This window comes from Pseudomonas sp. SK, assembly GCF_012975065.1.
In the GTDB taxonomy this organism is placed as follows: domain Bacteria; phylum Pseudomonadota; class Gammaproteobacteria; order Pseudomonadales; family Pseudomonadaceae; genus Aquipseudomonas; species Aquipseudomonas anuradhapurensis.
Genome location: NZ_CP051857.1, coordinates 3,474,050 through 3,490,797, shown reverse-complemented (window position 1 = coordinate 3,490,797; position 16,748 = coordinate 3,474,050). Strand labels below are relative to the sequence as shown.

20 protein-coding genes and 1 tRNA gene are annotated in these 16,748 nt (G+C 60.6%); 17 read left to right on the top strand and 4 right to left on the bottom strand.

The features are described from left to right. Nucleotides 1-2 precede the first annotated feature (2 nt). The 12 genes from HG549_RS16115 to HG549_RS16060 are packed head-to-tail and all read left to right on the top strand — an operon-like array spanning nt 3 to nt 10,456. The gene (locus HG549_RS16115) at nt 3-752 is read left to right on the top strand and encodes a phage minor tail protein L (protein WP_170030480.1); all 750 of its coding nucleotides are present in this window, start codon (nt 3-5) and stop codon (nt 750-752) included. A 2-nt stretch (nt 753-754) separates the two neighbouring features. Then, nucleotides 755-1,510, top strand: a complete 756-nt coding sequence (locus tag HG549_RS16110; RefSeq protein WP_170030479.1) for a C40 family peptidase — start codon at nt 755-757, stop codon at nt 1,508-1,510. Between the two features lie 29 nt (nt 1,511-1,539). Continuing rightward, nucleotides 1,540-1,890: a hypothetical protein gene (locus HG549_RS16105; RefSeq protein ID WP_170030478.1), complete on the top strand. Its 351-nt coding sequence runs from the start codon at nt 1,540-1,542 to the stop codon at nt 1,888-1,890. Nucleotides 1,891-1,932: 42 nt separating this feature from the next. Beyond that, entirely contained in the window at nt 1,933-2,562 is a 630-nt protein-coding gene (locus HG549_RS16100) for a tail assembly protein (RefSeq protein WP_170030477.1), read from the top strand. 57 nt (nt 2,563-2,619) lie between these two features. Then, nucleotides 2,620-6,612, top strand: coding sequence for a phage tail protein (locus HG549_RS16095; protein ID WP_170030476.1), 3,993 nt, complete (start codon nt 2,620-2,622; stop codon nt 6,610-6,612). After that, nucleotides 6,609-6,923, top strand: a complete 315-nt coding sequence (locus HG549_RS16090) for a hypothetical protein (protein WP_170030475.1) — start codon at nt 6,609-6,611, stop codon at nt 6,921-6,923. The genes HG549_RS16095 and HG549_RS16090 overlap by 4 nt, the downstream gene beginning before the upstream one ends. Next, nucleotides 6,923-7,795 carry a hypothetical protein gene (locus tag HG549_RS16085; protein WP_170030474.1) on the top strand — a complete coding sequence of 291 codons (873 nt, stop codon included), beginning with the start codon at nt 6,923-6,925 and terminating at the stop codon, nt 7,793-7,795. The genes HG549_RS16090 and HG549_RS16085 overlap by 1 nt, the downstream gene beginning before the upstream one ends. Before the next feature lie 12 nt (nt 7,796-7,807). After that, complete coding sequence (locus HG549_RS16080; RefSeq protein ID WP_170030473.1) at nt 7,808-8,587, top strand: phage tail protein; 780 nt, start codon at nt 7,808-7,810, stop codon at nt 8,585-8,587. Then, nucleotides 8,587-9,180, top strand: a complete 594-nt coding sequence (locus HG549_RS16075; protein WP_306092889.1) for a tail fiber assembly protein — start codon at nt 8,587-8,589, stop codon at nt 9,178-9,180. The genes HG549_RS16080 and HG549_RS16075 overlap by 1 nt, the downstream gene beginning before the upstream one ends. 56 nt (nt 9,181-9,236) lie before the next feature. Continuing rightward, nucleotides 9,237-9,680, top strand: coding sequence for a structural protein P5 (locus HG549_RS16070; RefSeq protein WP_170030472.1), 444 nt, complete (start codon nt 9,237-9,239; stop codon nt 9,678-9,680). Beyond that, complete coding sequence (locus tag HG549_RS16065) at nt 9,677-10,189, top strand: DUF2514 family protein (protein ID WP_170030471.1); 513 nt, start codon at nt 9,677-9,679, stop codon at nt 10,187-10,189. The genes HG549_RS16070 and HG549_RS16065 overlap by 4 nt, the downstream gene beginning before the upstream one ends. 42 nt (nt 10,190-10,231) lie before the next feature. Continuing rightward, entirely contained in the window at nt 10,232-10,456 is a 225-nt protein-coding gene (locus HG549_RS16060) for a hypothetical protein (RefSeq protein ID WP_170030470.1), read from the top strand. Here the strand turns inward: HG549_RS16060 and HG549_RS16055 are convergent. Next, a complete protein-coding gene (locus tag HG549_RS16055) occupies nt 10,450-11,115 on the bottom strand; it encodes an SOS response-associated peptidase (protein ID WP_170030469.1) in 666 nt (221 codons plus the stop codon). The genes HG549_RS16060 and HG549_RS16055 overlap by 7 nt on opposite strands. A 110-nt stretch (nt 11,116-11,225) precedes the next feature. On the opposite strand from HG549_RS16055, the gene HG549_RS16050 reads away from it, so the two are divergent. The 5 genes from HG549_RS16050 to HG549_RS16030 all read left to right on the top strand — a co-directional run bounded on the left by HG549_RS16050 (nt 11,226) and on the right by HG549_RS16030 (nt 14,298). Continuing rightward, the gene (locus HG549_RS16050; protein ID WP_170034212.1) at nt 11,226-11,519 is read left to right on the top strand and encodes a hypothetical protein; all 294 of its coding nucleotides are present in this window, start codon (nt 11,226-11,228) and stop codon (nt 11,517-11,519) included. Then, entirely contained in the window at nt 11,519-11,728 is a 210-nt protein-coding gene (locus HG549_RS16045) for a hypothetical protein (protein ID WP_170030468.1), read from the top strand. Before HG549_RS16050 ends, HG549_RS16045 begins: the two co-directional genes overlap by 1 nt. A gap of 223 nt (nt 11,729-11,951) precedes the next feature. Beyond that, entirely contained in the window at nt 11,952-13,589 is a 1,638-nt protein-coding gene (locus HG549_RS16040) for a diguanylate cyclase (RefSeq protein ID WP_256665923.1), read from the top strand. Between the two features lie 366 nt (nt 13,590-13,955). Continuing rightward, complete coding sequence (locus HG549_RS26135; RefSeq protein ID WP_306092888.1) at nt 13,956-14,081, top strand: hypothetical protein; 126 nt, start codon at nt 13,956-13,958, stop codon at nt 14,079-14,081. A gap of 130 nt (nt 14,082-14,211) precedes the next feature. Continuing rightward, nucleotides 14,212-14,298, top strand: a tRNA-OTHER gene (locus HG549_RS16030). Between the two features lie 88 nt (nt 14,299-14,386). Here HG549_RS16030 and HG549_RS16025 read toward each other — a convergent pair. The 3 genes from HG549_RS16025 to HG549_RS16015 all read right to left on the bottom strand — a co-directional run bounded on the left by HG549_RS16025 (nt 14,387) and on the right by HG549_RS16015 (nt 16,638). After that, nucleotides 14,387-14,572 carry a hypothetical protein gene (locus HG549_RS16025; RefSeq protein WP_170030467.1) on the bottom strand — a complete coding sequence of 62 codons (186 nt, stop codon included), beginning with the start codon at nt 14,570-14,572 and terminating at the stop codon, nt 14,387-14,389. A gap of 294 nt (nt 14,573-14,866) precedes the next feature. Further along, entirely contained in the window at nt 14,867-15,910 is a 1,044-nt protein-coding gene (locus tag HG549_RS16020) for an alpha/beta fold hydrolase (RefSeq protein WP_170030466.1), read from the bottom strand. A 149-nt stretch (nt 15,911-16,059) separates the two neighbouring features. After that, nucleotides 16,060-16,638, bottom strand: coding sequence for a cysteine hydrolase family protein (locus tag HG549_RS16015; RefSeq protein WP_170030465.1), 579 nt, complete (start codon nt 16,636-16,638; stop codon nt 16,060-16,062). Nucleotides 16,639-16,748: the final 110 nt, after the last annotated feature.

The window sequence follows — 16,748 nt, the reverse complement described above, 5'->3', positions numbered from 1 at the left end:
GCATGTCATTGATCAAGGACATCCAGACCCTGGAGCCTGGCAGCGAAATTCTACTGTTTGAGCTGGATGGCTCGGACTTCGGTGCCGATATTCTTCGGTTCCACGGACATGCAATACCGCACACGCCAGAAGAGCTGGCCGCAGCCGGCGTCGATGCGGATCAGCTTCCAGCCAAGTCGATCTGGTGGCAGGGCAATGAGTACGGCGCCTGGCCGATGCAGATCGAGGGCATCGAAGCGAACTCGGACGGTACCGCCGTGCGCCCCACGCTGACCGTGGGCAACGTCAACGGCCGGATCACAGCCCTGTGCCTGGCCTTCGACAACCTGCTCGAGTTCAAGCTGACCATGCGCCACACGATGGCGCGGTACCTAGATGCGGTGAATTTTCCGGCAGGCAACCCAGAGGCCGACCCGACCGAGGAAGCCATCGAGGTCTGGTACATCGACCAGAAGGTTTCCGAGAACGGCACCACGGTTTCTTGGGAGCTGGCCAGCCCTGGCGATGTGGGTGGGGAGACGATCGGCCGACAGATGACCCAGCTATGCCACTGGGCCATGACCGCTGGCTACCGTGGCCCGAACTGTGGATACACCGGCCCCTATTACGACTTGGACGGCAACCCCACGGATGACCCGGCCAAGGATCAGTGCAACGGTTGCCTCGACTCAGGCTGCACCGTCCGGTTTGGCCAGGGCAACCAACTGCCCTTTGGCGGCTTTCCGGCCGTTTCCCTCATCGCACGGAGCTGAACATGCGCAAACACATCTTGGCCGCCGTGCAAGCGCACGCCGCGGCGGAATATCCGCGGGAGTGCTGCGGGCTGCTCATCGCCGTGGGACGCACCCAGCGGTACATCCCGTGCGAGAACACCGCGACCGATCCGGCGGAGGAGTTCCGCATTCCGCCCGAGCAGTACGCCGCAGCCGAAGACCAGGGCGAGGTGATCGGCATCGTGCACTCGCATCCGGATGCCTCCAGCAGGCCGTCACCCCGTGACCTGGCCATGTGCGAGGCCACTGGGCTGCCCTGGTACATCCTGTCCTGGCCGGAGGGTGACCTGCGCACTGTCACGCCGACCGGTCACGCACCGCTGCTTGGGCGGCCGTTCGTGCACGGCGCCTGGGACTGCTGGCAGGTCTGCGCGGACTGGTACAAACGAGAGTGGGGCCTGGATTTCCCGGCCTATACCCGGGAAGAGGGCTGGTGGGAGCAGGCGGACGGCCCGAGTCTCTACGAGCAGGCCTATGAGGCAGCCGGCTTCTACCAGGTCAGCCAGCCGCAACGCGGCGACATGATCGTCATGGCCGTGGGCCGCACGGCTCACCCGAATCACGCCGGCATCTACTTGGACGCTGACGCTCGGCTGCCGGAGGAAGCGGCGGAAGTCTTCGGGCCTGGCCCGTTCCTGCTGCACCACCTGCTGGGGCGGCCATCAGAGATCGTTGTTTTCGGCGGGCCATGGCTCGATAGAACGCGGATGGTGCTGCGTCACCGCGGCGCCAAGTGATACATTCCGCCTTTTCAAGGAGTGATGCCATGCGCGTAATGGTCACGATACTGAGCCTCGTGCTCTTGGGTGGGTGCGCTTCGATGAATGAGAAGCGGGCTACGGGGCCGGCCTTTACCGCCAACAGTTCGAAACCCGTAGACAAGGTCGCAGAATGCGTCTTGTTTGCCTGGCAGAACCAGTCTTTGATGGGGGCTCATTACGCTGCGGCATTACAGCCATTGGCTGGTGGAGGGAAAACGGTCATCAGCGCTGGAGAGGTTGAATTCGCGGACTTTGAGGCTGCGAACGGCAAAACTCAGGTGCGCCTTTACTTCCAGACTGGCTTAATGGACTGGAGGAAAAATCGACGAATTGAGGCAGTTCAGAGCTGCCTTTGATCAAACCGCCTTCGGGCGGTTTTTTATTGTCCGGAGGCAGGTATGTCTGGCTCAGCTATCTACTACACCCCCATGACAACCATTATGTTGTCCGGCTCCTTGGCTCAAAAGTTTGGCCGTATCCACCGCCGGCAGCTGGATACTGGCGATACCTGGGAGGCGTTCCAGGCGTTGAAAGCCACACTATCTGGATTCGAAGACGAAATCCGCCGCCTTGATGGCTTGGGCTTGCGGTTCGCGATATTCCGGAATCGACAGAACGTCGGGACGGATGCGTTTGACCGCGGTGGTGTTCGCGAGCTGCGTATTGTACCGGTGATCGGCGGGAGCAAGCGCGGTGGCTTACTGCAAACCGTTGTTGGAATAGCCCTTATTGCTGCAGCAACATTCGCGACTGGTGGGCTCGGTGCGGCCTTTGCTGCCGGTGCTGGTGGTTGGGGGGTTGTAGCCGCGGTGGGCGCATCGATGGCCATCGGCGGCGTCATTCAGTTGCTCAGTCCCCAGGCCCAAGGCCTGTCATTGAGCGCTGCGGCTGAAAACAAGCCGTCCTATGCCTTCGGCAGTGCCAGGAACACGACAGCCAGCGGCAACCCTGTGCCGATCTGTATCGGCAAACGCCGTTGGGGCGGAGCGATTATCTCCGTATCAATCGAAGCGCAAGACAAGGCCTGAAGCCAATTCAGTAAGCAGACCGCCCCCGGGGCGGTTTTTTTATGTCTGGAGGAAAGCATGGGAGCAGCAGCTCACTTGGATATCAGCGGCGCCAAGGGCGGCGAGAGCAAGCCGAAGACGCCGGTAGAGGCGCCGGACAGCCTTCAGTCAACGAACATCGCGAAGATTCTCCTGGCGGTCGGAGAGGGAGAGTTTGAAGGTAAACCGACTGCTCGCGATATCTACCTCGACAACACGCCAATCATGGACGCCAGTGGCAACGTGAACTTCCCAGGTGTGAAGTGGGAATGGCGCCGTGGCAGCGTCGAGCAGGACTACATCCAGGGCATTCCTTCGGTAGAGAGTGAGAATACCGTCAACGTCGAGCTGCGCAGCGACAGCCCATTTACCCGCTCGCTGAGCAATACACAGCTATCGGCGGTGCGCGTGCGCATGTCCTGGCCTCGCCTGGTTAAGCAGGACAGCGGCGGTAACACCAATGGCTACCGCATCGAGTATGCCATCGACATCGCAACCGACGGCGGGGCTTACGTGGAGGCCCACCGGGGCGCCGTAGACGGGAAGACAACCAACGGCTACCAGCGCTCTGTTCGCGTGAACCTCCCTCCGGCCACTTCAGGCTGGATGCTGCGTGTCCGTCGCATTACCCCAAACGCCAATAGCGGTACCGTCGGCGACACGATGACCATCGCCGGTTACACCGAAATCATCGACGAAAAATTGCGGTACCCGAACACCGCACTTCTGTACGTCGAGTTTGACGCCCAGCAGTTCCAGAACATCCCTGCGGTGACCGTCGATTGCAAGGCCAAGCGTTGGCCGGTGCCCAGCAACTACGACCCCGAGACGCGCACCTATACGGGCGTGTGGGATGGCACCTTCAAGCAAGCCTGGACCAACAACCCGGCGTTCGTCACCTACGGCCTGTGTGTCGAGGACCGTTTTGGCCTGGGTAAGCGCATCAAGTCGTGGATGGTGGACAAGTGGGAGATGTACCGCATCGCCCAATATTGTGATCAGTTGGTGCCGGATGGGCGCGGCGGGCAGGAACCGCGCTACCTGTGCGACATGAACCTGCAGGGGCGTGCCGAAGCCTGGACGCTGCTGCGCGACTTGTCGGCCATCTACCGGGGCATGGTGTACTGGGCCCACGGATCGCTGTTCATGCAGGCGGACATGCCGCGCGCCCAGGACATCGACTACGTGTTCACCCGTGCCAACGTCATCGACGGTGAGTTCGTGTATGGCGGGGCCGAGCGCAACACCCACTACAGCCGCGCCCTGGTCAGCTACGACAACCCGGCCAACAACTACGACACCGACGTTATCCCTGTAACCGACCCGGCGCTGCAGCGCCGGTACCGTGACCGGCCAATCGAAATATCGGCCATCGGCTGCACCCGTGCCTCCGAAGCCCAGCGCCGCGGGAAGTGGGCTTTGCTGAGCAACAGCCAGGACCGGACTGTCACCTTCAGGACCGGCATGGAGGGCCGTATTCCGCTGCCTGGGTTCGTCATCCCGGTGGCAGACGAGCTGGTGGCGGGGCGCCCCAATGGAGGCCGGATATCTGCGGCTGCCGGGCGCGTCGTGACGCTCGATCGTGACACGCCCATCAAGGCTGGCGACCGGCTGATCCTGAACCTGCCGAACGGTACCGCCCAGGCCCGGACGGTCCAGTCGGTCAGCGGCCGTGCCGTCACGGTGACCGTGGCCTACAGCGTGCAACCAGAGCCGGAGCTGCAATGGGCGATTGATTACGACGACTTGGCTGTTCAGCTGTTCCGTGTACTCAAGACCACTCGCACCCAGGAAGGCGAGTACGAGATCACCGCGCTCGAGTTCAACCCGAGCAAGTTCCCAGCGATCGATACCGGCGCGAAGCTGGATGAGCGCCCGATCAGCGTGATTCCGGTGACCACAGTGCAGCCGCCGGCCAGCGTGTCGCTGACTTCAGCCTATGCCGTGGATCAGGGGATCGCCGTCAGCACCATGACCATCGCCTGGCCTGCAGTACAGGGTGCCGTGGCGTATGACGTGGAGTGGCGCAAGGACAACGGCAACTGGGTTCGACTGCAGCGCACCGGTACGACTTCTGTCGACGTCGTCGGCATCTACGCCGGTGCCTACTTGGCCAGGGTGCGGGCTGTCAGCTCTTTCGATATCACGTCGACCTGGCGTGATTCGCAGCTCACTGAGCTGAAGGGCAAGGAAGGTGCACCGCCGTCGGTAACCTACCTGCGGGCCGATCCGCTTATTTTTGGTATTTCGCTTAAATGGGGCATCCCACCAGGTGCCGAGGACACTCAGCGGACAGAGATCTGGTACGGCCCAACGAACAGCCTGGAGGCAGCAACGAAGCTGGCCGACCTGGCTTACCCGCAGACCGAATACGTGATGCAAGGCCTGAAGGCCGGCGTCTCGTTCTTCTTCTGGGCGCGCCTTGTGGACCGGACCGGCAATGTCGGCCCATGGTATCCCGTCGATGGCGGCGTGCTTGGCCAGTCTGGGGCGGATGCCAGCCCGGTATTGGAACTGATCAGTGGCCAAATCACCGAGAGCGAACTGGGGCAGGAGCTGCTGGAGGAGATTGAGAAAATCTCCGGCGACTTCCCGGGCTCCGTGAACGACCGGATCAACGAGGCCAAGCAGGAGCTGGAAGGCCTGATCACCGAGTTGACTGATCCGCTGGAGTACGTGCCCACCAACGCCTATGCCAAGAACGATGCGGTGCGCAGCGGCCACCGCCTGTACATGGCGATCGCGCCGGTGCCGGCAGCAGCTGACGGGAGCAACGCGCCGCCGAACCCAACTTACTGGGTCGACATCGGCAGCATTGCCGAAACCGCAAACGGTCTGGCACAGGCGGTAGCGAAAAACACCACGGACATCGCGACGGTAGACGGGAAGGTGACGGTGAACGCGGCCATGCTTCAGGCCGTGCAGTCGGCGTACCGCGACGAAAACCCGGAAGGCGCGCTCACTGATGCGCTACGGGGCTGGGATACGCTTGCCAAGGTGTCCGAAGAGTCGCGCACCAGGGCGACACAGAACGAGGCGATGGCCACTCGGGTGACAGGTGTGGAGGCTAGAGTCGCGGACAACACCGGCAGTATCCGCAGCCTTGAGCAAACCGTTGTCACGAACGAGCAGGCCACGGCCAGCAGGTTCACGGACGTCAACACCAAGGTTGGTACCAACTCGGCCAGCATCTCAGCGCTGGAGAAAACGGTCACCGACAACGAATCGTCTACGGCATCCAGGCTGCAGCAGGTCAACGCCCGGGTCGACGACGCGGAAACGGCGATCAGCGAGGAAGAGCTAGCGCGGGTATCCGCGGATGAGGCCTTGGGGCTGCGCGTGGGCTACATGGAGGCGTCTTTCACCTCGCCACAGGGAGAACGCGACGACAACGGCGAGGGAGCGCTTGCTGGCGCACTGAAGGGTTGGGAGAACACCGCCAAGATCGCCGAGGAGGCCAAGGTCCGGGCATCCGAGATCGAGGTCCAGGCGAAGAAAACGGAAACGCTGGAGGTGTCGTTCAACTCGGCACTGGATAAAACCAACGGCGAGGTGCAGAAAAACAGTGCGGCAGTACAGACCACCAGCCAGGCCCTGGCGGCGCTTGATGGCACGGTGCGCACCATGTGGTCGGTCAAAATGGAGGTGCATTCATCGGGCAAGTACGTACTCGCCGGGCTTGGCCTAGCCATCGAGAACGGCAAAAGCCAGATGGTGGTCCTGGCGGATCAGTTCGCTGTGACCAGTAGCCTCAACGGCGAAATCAGAACGTTCTTTGCCGTGCAGAACGGCCAGGCGTTCATGGATTCGGCTTTCATCCAAGACGGCACCATCACCAACGCCAAGATCGGCAGCTACATCAGCTCGACGAACTACGTGGCCGGCCAGCAGGGCTGGATCCTGAACAAGAGCGGGACGTTCGAGATCAACGGCACGGTAGCGGGGCAAGGCCGCTTGCTGATCAACAACCAGCGCCTGCGCATCTACCACGCCAACGGCAACCTGGCGATCGACCTAGGAGTGAACGTATGACGGCAGGCCTGAAGGTCTACGACCCGAGCGGCCTGGCGCTGCTGGATATGACCAGCTCGATCAGCCAGATGATGGGCTATGTGGACACGGGAGCGGCCAATGGGTCGCTCTCGATTCCCCTCGCCCCCGCTGGAAAGACGCTGTTCTACGCCATCACCGAGCTTTCGGTCCAGAACAAGTACCTCGGGAAGCGGCCTGGGGTCACCCTGACGGAGGGAGCCTCCACGGCGACCTTGTCCTGGCAGTACTCCTATCCGAGCGGCTGGGGGTTCTATTCGCTCAACTGCAGAATTCACTACGGATACTACTGATGTCAGCCGGACTGAAGGTGTACAAGGAGGACGGAAGCCTCCTGTTCGACACCGAGAAAATCACCTATGGACTACTGAAGAGCGGCTACCTCTCATACATACTGAACTGGCCACGGCTGGACCATAGGTCGATCCAACTACCACCCAATGAAGGGAGTAGTTTCGCCGAGTCTTCCATCACTGACCCTATCCATGGTTTCAGCGTTACGGGGGCAATAGCGCCGCTCGTTTTCATAACGGGGTCAGGGATTTCTTGCGGGTCGTCAAAGTCGGGTGACACCACGACGTTCTACTTCATCGGGGCCAGTCCTTCGACCAAGTTCTACTACTTCGACACCATGCGCGACACGCTCAATGGCGCTGGGTTGAAGTGCTATGACGAAAGCGGCGTACTCACATTCAACTCGTTGCAGTACCCGTTGAATATCGTCGACACGATCAGTGCGCCGGCGCCGCCCACGCCCATAGTGTGGAACGGGATAAAGCTCTACGGCGTGCCTTTCGCGGGGGCCACCAAAACCGGGACGCGGTTTATCAACAGCGGCCCCTATTACTGCGTAGCACGCCTATTCATCGCCATTGGGTCTGGGGAATTTGCGGTCAGCACCACGTTTTCAAGGTCGTTCGGGCAGGGCGTTATGGACAACATGTCTGCACCTGGAAATCCGTTCCCTGCAAGGGTGTACATGCAAGCCCACATGGATGGCGCCTATGGCGCCACTGGCGGGATTTACTTCATGTCCTGCGATGCAGCCCGGACAACGATGGTGCAAAGCACGACTGCGGCACAAAGCTACTTCGACATTCCCACCAATCGGTATCCGCAGGCGATCGTCATCAAGACGGACAACCTGCCATTCCCATTCAACTAATCGGAGCATCCTATGCCTTGGTACAGGACAGGCACGGTCGCGATCACGGCTGGCCAAACAACGGTGACCGGTACCGGCACCAACTTTTCCGCAAACGCCCGGGTGGGCGATGCGTTGATGGGGCCGGACGGCAACTGGTATGAGGTGACAAACATTGCCAGCGGCACGGTGTTGAGCATCTTGCCTGCGTACAAGGGGGCAACCGTGTCCGGCGGTACCTATGCGATCACGCCGGTGCAGGGCTACACCAAGACCTTGGCCGACAAGTTCAACGACATCGCGAACAACTGGGGTTCGACGCTGGCCGGATTGGGCTCGGTGTCGACCGAAAACGTCGTACCGGTATCAAAGGGTGGTACCGGGGGCACGACCCAGGCCACGGCCCGAAATGGTCTCGGCCTGAAGACGGCGGCCGTGGCTGACATTCTCGGGACAGTCAGCCAGAGCGGTGGGGCGGCAACTGGCGCAATCATAGAACGCGGCAGCAACGCCAACGGCGAGTACGTCAAGTTCGCTGATGGCACCATGATCTGCACCAACAAGTTTGCTGCAACTGTGGCGGCCACAGCGAACGGATCGATCTTTCGAGATGCTGCGCCCACTCCGTCCTCTTGGGCCTATCCTGCGACATTTGCCGCCGCTCCATCGGTCATGTACACGAGCGCTCATGGCTCTTGCTGGTGCGCGACTTTCTCGCCAACCACAGCTTCAGCTCCGCTAATTATCTACGCATCTTTCGCATACAGCGGCTCGGCAAACTTTCACGCTATAGCCATAGGGCGGTGGTTCTAATGATTATCAAGCTTTCTCCAGTCCGGTCTGATCTGCTGCTCGCAGTGGTCAAGGTTGGCGAAACTCTAGAAGTGAACGGCGTGGGGCTGGACCTCTCCCGACTGGCTGAGGGCTCGACCCTGCCTGCAGAAGCGGTCGGATGCGGGTTCGTGATTGCTCCCGTTGAGCGCATCAACGGTGACCTGGTGCTGACTCTCATGCTCCCGCACTCGGCCGACGCCCCTCAGGCGGCGCGCTTCCCGGTCGACCTGTACCCGGCTGATGGCCAAGTCCAACTTCCGGGCCTGGATCTTGGCGAACGTCCGCCAACGACTGTAGGCATCATCGATTGGTCTCAGGTGATTACTGCCGAGGCTAAGGCCCAGGCCGCCGCCGAGCAGTTGCTAGCCGCAGTGGTTTCCGACATAGCCCACCGCCGCGCTGTTGCTGATACCGCTATCGCTCCGCTGCAGGATGCCTTCGATATTGGCGAAGCAACGCCTGACGATGAAGCGCGTCTCAAGCTCTGGAAAAAGTACCGCGTTGCGCTGAGCCGGGTGCCAGAGCAGGAAGGCTACCCGAACGAGATCGACTGGCCAGCGCCGCCGGCTTGACCCGAACAGAACACACCGACCGCCGCCTGGCGGTATTTTTTTGCCTGGAGAAACCCATGACGCAATCCCAGCCCCGGGGCGTACGCAACCGCAACCCCGGCAACATCGATTTCAACCCCCGCAACGACTGGCAGGGCCAGATAGGCAAGGAACCTGGTGGCCGCTTTGCCATCTTCGACACTCCCGAGAACGGCATCCGCGCCCTGGGCAAGCTGCTAATCAACTACCGCGGCAAAGACGGTATGCCTGGGGTAGGCGGGCAGGGCATTGATACCGTGCTGGAGACCATCAGCCGCTGGGCGCCGAGCAGCGAGAACGACACCCAGGCCTATGCAGCTGCTGTAGCCAAGCGCATCGGCGTTCGCCCAACCGACCCAATCAACATCAAGGACCCGGCCACGCTGCGCGGGATGGTGGTCGGCATCATTGTGCATGAAAACGGTGACAACCCGTACCCGGACCTGGTGATTGACGAAGGTGTGCGGAGAGCGCTGGCATGAGCTGGCTCGGCGCGGTACCGGTTTGGTGCTGGTGGCTGATCATCCTGGTTCTGATCTCCGGTGGCCAGCAGTACCGGGTGGTGGTTGCCCAGGGCGACGCCGAAACTGCCCGGATCGAGTTGTCCGACTACCGCCTGCAGGTGGCTGAGCGTGACCGGCGCGCCGCGGCCCAGGCCAGAACCGAAGAACAGCGCCGCCAGGCCGTGGCGGACAAGGAGGGTGAGAGTGCACGACAACAACTGGAGCTGGCCCAAGGCCGCGCCGCTGCTGCTGAGTCTGCTGCTGGCGGGCTGCGCGGGGAAATCGCCAGACTGCGGGACGGCCACCGAGACACCTGTGGTGCCATTGCTGCCCAGCAGCGCCAGGCAGGAACCTCTGCCGTCGTGGTGCTCGGGGGATTGCTTGAAGAGTCTGACCGAATGGCGGGAGACCTCGCGGCAGCGCTTGAGCGAAGCCGAATAGCTGGGCTGGCGTGCGAAGCAGTGATCGACGGCATGAATAGGCCGTAAATCCAGCCTATAGTTGTCTGCTCATCGACACGGAGCAGGGAAGTGGAAAAGCGCAGCTTTATAGGGCTGATTGAGGCAGGCGAGCCGCTGATTCAGCAGGCCGTCGACGCCATGCGGGAGTACCACCAGGCCCAGGACCGTGGCGCGCCGCCTGAGGAAATCGAGCGCCTGCGGCTATTGGCCGAATCTCTATTCCAGGCGGTCTCCGATTACCAGTTGCGCGCTGTTGCCAAGGCGCGGGGAAAGGAACTTCCACTCCTTCACTGAACCGGTTCGATTAGCTCGGCGCCTTGGTTGCGCACATTGCCAACGGCCGTGTTGACCCGGTACCACTCGAATGCGTCGGCCGGCTCGCCTAGGTTAAGCACCAGTTGCTCGGCATGCTCGCGTGGCATCTCTGCTCCAATCCACTCGTAGGCCAGTTCTGGCGACAGCACGACAGGCCGACGATCGTGAACATCGACCATGCCGCCCTGGGCATCAGCGGTGATGATGACAAACCCGTCGTGCTCGCTGCCGGTGAACTGGCCGATGCTGGCGCATAGGGCAGCGCGCCCGTCGCGGCGCCGAATGTAGTACGGCTGCTTCTTCGGCCCGCCTTCGTCCACCCATTCATACCAGCCGTCGATAGGCGTGATGGCCCGGTTTGGCCAGATCGACCGGAAGAACGGGCCGTGTGCCACTTTCTCCAACCGAGCGTTGATCGGCGCAGCCCGGTCGGTTGCCCAGTGCGGCCGCCATCCCCACCTCACCAGGTCCGCTCGAGGGCCTGCCTCATCCACCCGCAGCACTGCCACTGGCGAGGTCGGCGCGACGTTGTACCGGCCAAGCGGCTGGTCGCCTACGTTGTTCCGCCAGGCCTCTGGTAGGCTCAGGGTTTCAACGAAGTCGCGTATCCCCCGGTACTGGCTCAACCTTCCACACATGTGCCGCCCTCCTGCCTGAGCAAACAAGCATAGTCCGCCGAGCGGTACTGGCGCGTTTGCGTTTCCTGATGCTGAAATACTGTATCCATATACAGTATTTCGGTGCAGGTATGTACTATTTCCTCGTTCGCCGCCGCTTGAAGGGCGTGGCCATCCCTTCCGATCAGCTCAGGAAGGTCCAGCCCATGCGGGCCGATATTCACATCGGTGATAACCACAGTGAACCGCTGGGGCGAGTGTCCACCCAGGCCTGGGTGTTCAACCCGACCCCTGGCCCTGATCCCATTCCTCGGCTGCATGATGCCAAGGTCAACGGCATGGCCCAGCTCGGAATGAACATCAACGGCATCGAAGAGATCGACGGCGTGCTTTACGCACAGTCGTGGTGGTGCAGGTTGGAATGATGGACGGGCTACCTCTGGCCTGGCTGGCCGAACTCAATGATCAACCCGCTCTGATAGCCGATCCGGATGGCCGAGCCGGGGTGCTTGCCGAGCTCGCGATTTCTGCGCACCGACGCGGGGACGTTGATTCGAGCGAGTTGGCCGACATGCTGGAGTTTGCCGAGGCGGCTAGGCTGTGGGCGTTGATTGAGGCTGAAGTGGTAGCGTGAGCCGCTCGATGCGCCCGGCGACTAAGGAACGTTAGTTGCCGGGCGTGAATGGCTTCTTTCGACCCTTAGCTATCGTCCGCGGGTAACAGATTCCTAGCAGATGCGCATATAGTTAATGATGTCAGAATGGTGGCCAACGAAAAAATGTGAGATCATCGACTCGAAACCTTCTGTGGTTTGATGTAGGGGCTTCATCGGATACGCCATCAGGCGCAAGGAAAGCGTGTTTAGCCAATGGCGACGCCGCTTCACCAAACCGCATGCCTACAGCATCCGGACACATCCAATGCCTACTCGGCCACGCCCCAAGCTCAATCTACGCATCCTCCTGCTGGCGTTCGCCCTCATCGCAGCTTTCTCAACGCTGGCTAACACATTCTGGGTAATGCTCTCGACTCAGAGAGCTGAACTGATTGAAAACGCTCTCCAAACCAATGAGGCCTACGCCGCTCGGGTCGCTGATAGCCTGGAAGGGGTACTAGCCTCAGACCTCGACCGCTTGCGTTACGCAGCCACCTCGATTGGAGAGAGTTTCACCGACCAACGCAGTTTAACAAAAGAGGCGCATCGCCTTCTGAGCCAGGACCGTAGTTTCAACTCGGTACTCATTGCAAATGCCGAAGGAAAAGTCGTCGTCTCCGCTCCCGACAGTATGCGGCTGGACGGGCGGCTGCTTCAAGATCGATTGCCTCTGTCGAAGCGGGAACCCATGATTAGCGATGCCTTCCAATCATTGGCTGACCATCTGGTGGTATTCGTTTCACATCCCGTTTTCGGTCCTAATAAGCAATATCTCGGTTTGGTGGGCGGAAGCATTAGACTGGAGCAGAAGAATACCATCCAAGCGCTGATGGACCTGAACGTACGCGAGGACGGAGCATATATTTTCCTCGTTGATAGCCAGCGCCGAATACTGTATCACCCCGATCCGAAGAGGATTGGAGACGTCTTGATTGATAACCGTCTTGTCGATGCCGCGCTAGCGCACAGCAACGGATCGATACAAGCGCTCAATGAAAGTAGCAATGAAGTGCTGGCGGGATACGCCAGAATTCCTAGTAGTAACTGGGGGGTAGTGTCTCAGCAGCCGCTCGCAAGTATACAGGCGAGCTTGATGACCACCGCGAAGAGAGTAGCAAAGGGTGTTGCGCCACTGGGTCTCTTTGGCCTTCTAATGGTCTGGTGGATAGGACGGAAGATTTCTGTTCCCCTTTCATGCTTGGCCGAGAACGCTAGGCGCCTGGACGCTCCAGAATGCTACGAACGCATTACAGCGATACCAACCGATTATATTGAAAGCTGGCAGATTCGCCGTGCTTTGCTCTTAGCGGCCAATCTCCTTCAGGAGAAGATTGGCAGGCTTAATCTTGAGGCTCAAAGCGATCCCTTGACCGGCCTAACAAATCGTAGGGGAATGGATGAAGCGATAGGTTTATGGCAAGAAACCCTTAAGTCATTCGCAGTGATCTCCGTAGACATAGATCACTTCAAAGTCGTCAACGATACTTATGGCCACGGAGTTGGTGATGAAACTCTACGCGAGGTGGCCAGGCTGATGAAACAAGCTTCGCGGCCAGATGATTTGGTCTGTCGAATAGGGGGTGAAGAGTTTGTATTGTTACTGCCAAATAGCACGACCTCTGTTGCAGCGGAGGTTGCGGAAAGACTACGAGCGGTTGTAGCATCGGCGCAGTTCGATACTGTTGGCCATCTAACAATATCGCTAGGCGTCGCCATCTGGAAAACGGGTGAGTCAGTGACAGCGACCTTTGAAAAGGCAGATCAACTTCTTTACCGAGCCAAGTCTCTGGGCCGTAATCGTGTTGTTTGTGAAAACATAAACTTACAAATAGCAGGTTGATGAGAAGGCGCTATAGTGCAGTTGCGCCGCCCATATGCTGGAACATCTCCAGCTAGGCTGCGAAGTCTAGGTCATGACTCGCAGAGCGTCGTTGTTAGCTAGTCAAGCGACCTCCGAGCCGGACGCTTAAGTGGTGCTGTGGATAGATGCGTAATAGAGACCAGATGTTTCCTCCGGGCTCTAGCAATATGAATGGACGTCTGCTGACTGCGGAACGTCCGCTATGGAGCAAAAGCGGACGGTGGTCTGTGGGTGATTTTGGTGAGAGAGGAGTGATGGCCGGGCAACTTTGTGCTTGGCTGGCCGAACAGAGCACCAGGTTGCCTTGGTTGCGGGCCCTGATGGACGCGCAGCCGTCTCAGCGAGATGGCCAATGCCGCGCACCGGCGTCAGGAGATCGACGAGGGCGACCTGGTGGACATGCTTGAGCTGGCAGAGGCGGCCAGGCTATGGGCGCTCGAGCATGAGGGGCTGGGCGAGGTGTCAATCTGAAGGGAAAGTAGGTCGGCAGAACGCCAGAGTAGGGCGAAAATCGATTCCAAAACCGAAACGGCGACCCTTGCAGTATGCGGCCTGTAGCCGTGCCGTTTCGTCTTTGTTTTGGAATCGATTTTGCCTTGCAGGCAGCATGGGATGAGGGTTTATAACGCGGTCTTGAAAACCGTCGATGGGCAACTATCCTAGAGTTCGAATCTCTACGCTTCCGCCATATTCCTTCAACAAAAGCCCCGATCATTCGGGGCTTTTGTTTTTCTGCGGCCGGGAAAACCGGCCCCCGCACGGGTACCTCCCGCCGCCTATTGCAAGGTCATCGGCTTCATGTCGTCGGGTAGTTTGCGCATCGTCTCTTCTATACGGGCAATCGTTTCCGCGAGTTCGTCCGCTTCCTTGTCCTTGCCCTCCCTCCTCAGGCGATCACGCTCCAGGCGCAGGTTGAGTAGATTTTTCTGCAGTTTCAGGGCCGAGGCATTGAATGGGTCCATGCTGTTCTCATGCTGTAGGCCTCCTTGCCGTTGTAGGAAAACTGGACCGTAGCAGCTCGAATTTGCTGGAGAAACTGATGTTTCATACAGGCGTTGCTTATTGATGGGAAACGTCCTACACCGGCTGGGAAAGTATCCTGCAACCTTCGTTTCAACCCGTGTCTAACCAACCTGTCTCCACCCCCCGTACTAGCTGGCCGCCATCGGTTGCGAGCAGGGCAGGCCATCCACTCGGCTCAATCCTCGGCCTGCCGTGCTTTCTGAAACGTTCTGTAGCAATTGCTGGCCGTGACGTTAAAGGTGATCCGCATCCACTACCGCCTGGGTGAACGCCTGCGGTGCTTCCTGGGGCAGGTTGTGGCCAATGCCGCCGCTGATCAGTCGGTACTGGTACTTGCCGGTAAAGCGCTGTGCATACGCTTCGGCCGGTGGATGCGGGGCGCCGTTGGCGTCGCCCTCCAGGGTAATGGTCGGCACGCCGATGCTAGGCAAGCGGGCCAGCCTGGCTTCAAGCGGGTCGTAGCGTGTTTCGCCTTGGGCCAGCCCCAACCGCCAGCGGTAGTTGTGCACGGTGATCGCCACCTGGTCGGGGTTGTCCAGGGCCTTGGCACTGCGCTCGAAGGTGGCATCGTCGAAGGCCCACTTGGGTGAGGCGGTTTGCCAGATCAGTTTGGCGAAGGCATGGCGGTTCTGCTCATAGCCGGCCTGGCCGCGCGCGGTGGCGAAGTAATACTGGTACCACCATTGCAGTTCGGCGCTGGGGGGCAGGGGGGCCTTGGCGGCTTCCTGGCTGCTGATCAGGTAACCGCTGACCGACACCAGCGCCTTGACCCGCTCGGGCCACAGTGCCGAGACGATGTCGGCCGTGCGTGCGCCCCAGTCGAAGCCGGCGAGCACGGCACGCTGGATGTGCAGCGCGTCCATCAACGCGATGACGTCGCTGGCCAGCGCCGCAGGCTGGGCGTTGCGTGGGGTGGCGGCAGACAGGAAACGGGTCTGGCCATAGCCGCGAACGTAGGGCACCAACACCCGGTAGCCTTTGGCGGCGAGGGCAGGTGCGACATGTTCGAAACTGTGGATGTCGTAGGGCCAGCCATGCAACAGGATCACCACCGGGCCGTCGGCCGGGCCTTGCTCGACATAGGCTACGTCGAGCACGCCGGCGTTGATGTGTTTCAGTGGGCCGAAGTCATCCGCCACGCTGGTGGCTGGCTGGGCCTTCTGTGGCGCAGCCGTGGCGGTATTCGCCGCCATCGGGCCAAGCGGCAGCAGGGCACAGGCAAGCAGCGTACGGCTGAAACGGCGTGGCAGGGCAGTGCTCGAGTGGCGGGCAGGCATTGGGCATCTCCTTGGCGAAGCCATCGGTGCGGGTTGATGGTTACCAGTAAAGATGAAGGCTGTATCAGGGATATGTCCGCACGGCCTGCAGGCGCATGGTTGTGTATCAGCGTTCAGTCTGTACACATGAAGATACAAACACTGGAGGGTCAGCGGCCGCCCGCAAGCCTGCTGCCAGCCAGTACCTGTTCCGTGCGCAAGATGCGTGCATAATCCAGGGCCAGGTTCGCCAGCGAAAGCGCATGCACGTCCTCCGCAGGCCACAGCCGGCCTTGCAGGTCGCGCTGGTCAAAGGTGAAGCAGGCATCTTCGACCACCACCACGTCGAAACCGAGGTTGCCCGCCGAGCGGGCGGTGGACTCCACGGAGTTGTTGGTTATCACCCCGGCGATCACCAGCTGGTTGATGCCGCGGGTGTGCAGCCAGCGCTCCAGCCCGGAGTTGGCGAAGGCGTCGGGCACATGCTTGTCGAACACCGTTTCGCTCGCCAGTGGCGTGAACGCAGGCTGGAATTCGCAACCGGACTGGCCTGGCCAGAACACCGAATCCACCGCGCGTGACAGGTGGCGCACATGAACCACCGGGCGCGCTGAGTGACGCCAAGCAGCCAGCAGCTCGCCCATGCGCAGTTCGGCTTCCGGGTTGTTGCGCCGGCCCAGGCGTGGGTGGTGAATGCCCGCCTGAAGGTCGATCAGCAGCAGGGCTGTGTTGTCGGCGAAAGCGATCATGACGGGGTGGCACTCCTTGGCGGGTTCGAGCGGTTGACCCTAGCACAGCGTGAATGCCTGGGCAGCCTTCCGAACCTCGGGATCCGGGCGCTGCTGCGCAACCAGCGACA

Coding starts and splice junctions, on each gene's coding strand:
- HG549_RS16115 (WP_170030480.1), top strand. CDS start 3: ATGTCATTGATCAAGGACATCCAGACCCTGGAGCCTGGCAGCGAAATT.
- HG549_RS16110 (WP_170030479.1), top strand. CDS start 755: ATGCGCAAACACATCTTGGCCGCCGTGCAAGCGCACGCCGCGGCGGAA.
- HG549_RS16105 (WP_170030478.1), top strand. CDS start 1,540: ATGCGCGTAATGGTCACGATACTGAGCCTCGTGCTCTTGGGTGGGTGC.
- HG549_RS16100 (WP_170030477.1), top strand. CDS start 1,933: ATGTCTGGCTCAGCTATCTACTACACCCCCATGACAACCATTATGTTG.
- HG549_RS16095 (WP_170030476.1), top strand. CDS start 2,620: ATGGGAGCAGCAGCTCACTTGGATATCAGCGGCGCCAAGGGCGGCGAG.
- HG549_RS16090 (WP_170030475.1), top strand. CDS start 6,609: ATGACGGCAGGCCTGAAGGTCTACGACCCGAGCGGCCTGGCGCTGCTG.
- HG549_RS16085 (WP_170030474.1), top strand. CDS start 6,923: ATGTCAGCCGGACTGAAGGTGTACAAGGAGGACGGAAGCCTCCTGTTC.
- HG549_RS16080 (WP_170030473.1), top strand. CDS start 7,808: ATGCCTTGGTACAGGACAGGCACGGTCGCGATCACGGCTGGCCAAACA.
- HG549_RS16075 (WP_306092889.1), top strand. CDS start 8,587: ATGATTATCAAGCTTTCTCCAGTCCGGTCTGATCTGCTGCTCGCAGTG.
- HG549_RS16070 (WP_170030472.1), top strand. CDS start 9,237: ATGACGCAATCCCAGCCCCGGGGCGTACGCAACCGCAACCCCGGCAAC.
- HG549_RS16065 (WP_170030471.1), top strand. CDS start 9,677: ATGAGCTGGCTCGGCGCGGTACCGGTTTGGTGCTGGTGGCTGATCATC.
- HG549_RS16055 (WP_170030469.1), bottom strand. CDS start 11,115: ATGTGTGGAAGGTTGAGCCAGTACCGGGGGATACGCGACTTCGTTGAA.
- HG549_RS16050 (WP_170034212.1), top strand. CDS start 11,226: ATGTACTATTTCCTCGTTCGCCGCCGCTTGAAGGGCGTGGCCATCCCT.
- HG549_RS16045 (WP_170030468.1), top strand. CDS start 11,519: ATGGACGGGCTACCTCTGGCCTGGCTGGCCGAACTCAATGATCAACCC.
- HG549_RS26135 (WP_306092888.1), top strand. CDS start 13,956: ATGGCCAATGCCGCGCACCGGCGTCAGGAGATCGACGAGGGCGACCTG.
- HG549_RS16025 (WP_170030467.1), bottom strand. CDS start 14,572: ATGGACCCATTCAATGCCTCGGCCCTGAAACTGCAGAAAAATCTACTC.
- HG549_RS16020 (WP_170030466.1), bottom strand. CDS start 15,910: ATGCCTGCCCGCCACTCGAGCACTGCCCTGCCACGCCGTTTCAGCCGT.
- HG549_RS16015 (WP_170030465.1), bottom strand. CDS start 16,638: ATGATCGCTTTCGCCGACAACACAGCCCTGCTGCTGATCGACCTTCAG.